Genomic DNA, 1,064 nt, shown 5'->3' with positions numbered 1-1,064 from the left:
AAAGACAAACGATCAAAAATATCGGGGTCATATTTGATCCAGATCAAAACCGGGGTCAAAAATTGGGGTTATATATAGTCCGCCCCGTTCTTTTTAGTTAATGTCAGGCAGCTCTTTAACAAGGTGCAATAATTCCTGGGTTAGCGTGATCAGCTCTCAGTGGCTGTATGGGTAGGACACCCACTTTTCATCTACCAAGCATGGCAACTGTTGGGCAACCTCGAAGGTGGGAGTTTGCTGCGAGCCATGGAACCCCTCCCTCGCAATGATGACGGCCGATGCGGGGAGCAGGTCTTGAATCGGTTCAAATATCAAGGCCAGACCCTTTGATCGAGGAGAGAACTTCTTGTTCAATTCGGGCGATGCTGGGGAGTTTGTCCTCCCAGCCATCCGGAAGAGCTTGCTTCAGCTGATATTCAGCAACACCGATCGGTTTGCTGTTATCACGCAGGGCGTATTCAGCCACCACTTTGTTCCGGCTTTTACAGAGCAAAAGACCAATACTCGGTGCGTCCTGATGGCTCTTCATCTGACTATCCACGGCAGACAGATAAAAATTGAGCTGTCCGATGTGTTCTGGCTTGAAGTCACCGGTTTTTAGCTCAATGACTACATAACAACGAAGTTTCAGGTGATAAAACAACAGATCGAGGTAAAAGTCATCACCGCCAACTTCAAGATGAACCTGTTGCCCGACATAGGCAAAACCAGCGCCAAGTTCCAGCAAGAACTGACTGATATGTCGAGTGAGCGCTTGCTCAACATCTCGTTCTCAGTAAATCAGGGTCAAGTCTTGATTCTTGAACGAATGAGCATTGACATTATTCAAGAACCAAGACTTGCCCCTGGTTTTATAAAAACGTAAAGAAGTTATTATCCTGATGTGACAGGCTTGGCCTTTGGTTTCATTTGTTCAAAGTAAGTGCTAACCTCTGAGTGTATGTACAAATGTAAATACCGAAATCACCATGCAATGTGAATGGGATGAAGACAAGAATCAGGCAAATATTCACAAACACGGCATTGCCTTTGAGGACGCTGTCGATATATTCAATCACCCCATG

The 1,064-nt window shown here is 45.7% G+C and carries 1 protein-coding gene and 1 pseudogene; one reads left to right on the top strand and one right to left on the bottom strand.

What is annotated here, in order from left to right; translation table 11 throughout:
* Positions 1-304: 304 nt before the first annotated feature.
* Positions 305-760, bottom strand: a pseudogene (locus tag KDK14_RS19620) (PDDEXK nuclease domain-containing protein); the annotation flags it as partial.
* A 208-nt stretch (positions 761-968) separates the two neighbouring features.
* Between KDK14_RS19620 and KDK14_RS21895 the strand changes: the two are divergent.
* On the top strand, positions 969-1,064 hold a 96-nt coding region (locus KDK14_RS21895; RefSeq protein WP_373691122.1), incomplete at its 3' end, for a BrnT family toxin.

Source organism: Endozoicomonas sp. ONNA2 (assembly GCF_024606365.1).
In the GTDB taxonomy this organism is placed as follows: domain Bacteria; phylum Pseudomonadota; class Gammaproteobacteria; order Pseudomonadales; family Endozoicomonadaceae; genus Endozoicomonas.
The sequence above is the reverse complement of the archived record's forward strand: the minus strand, read 5'-3'. Positions and strand labels throughout refer to the sequence as shown.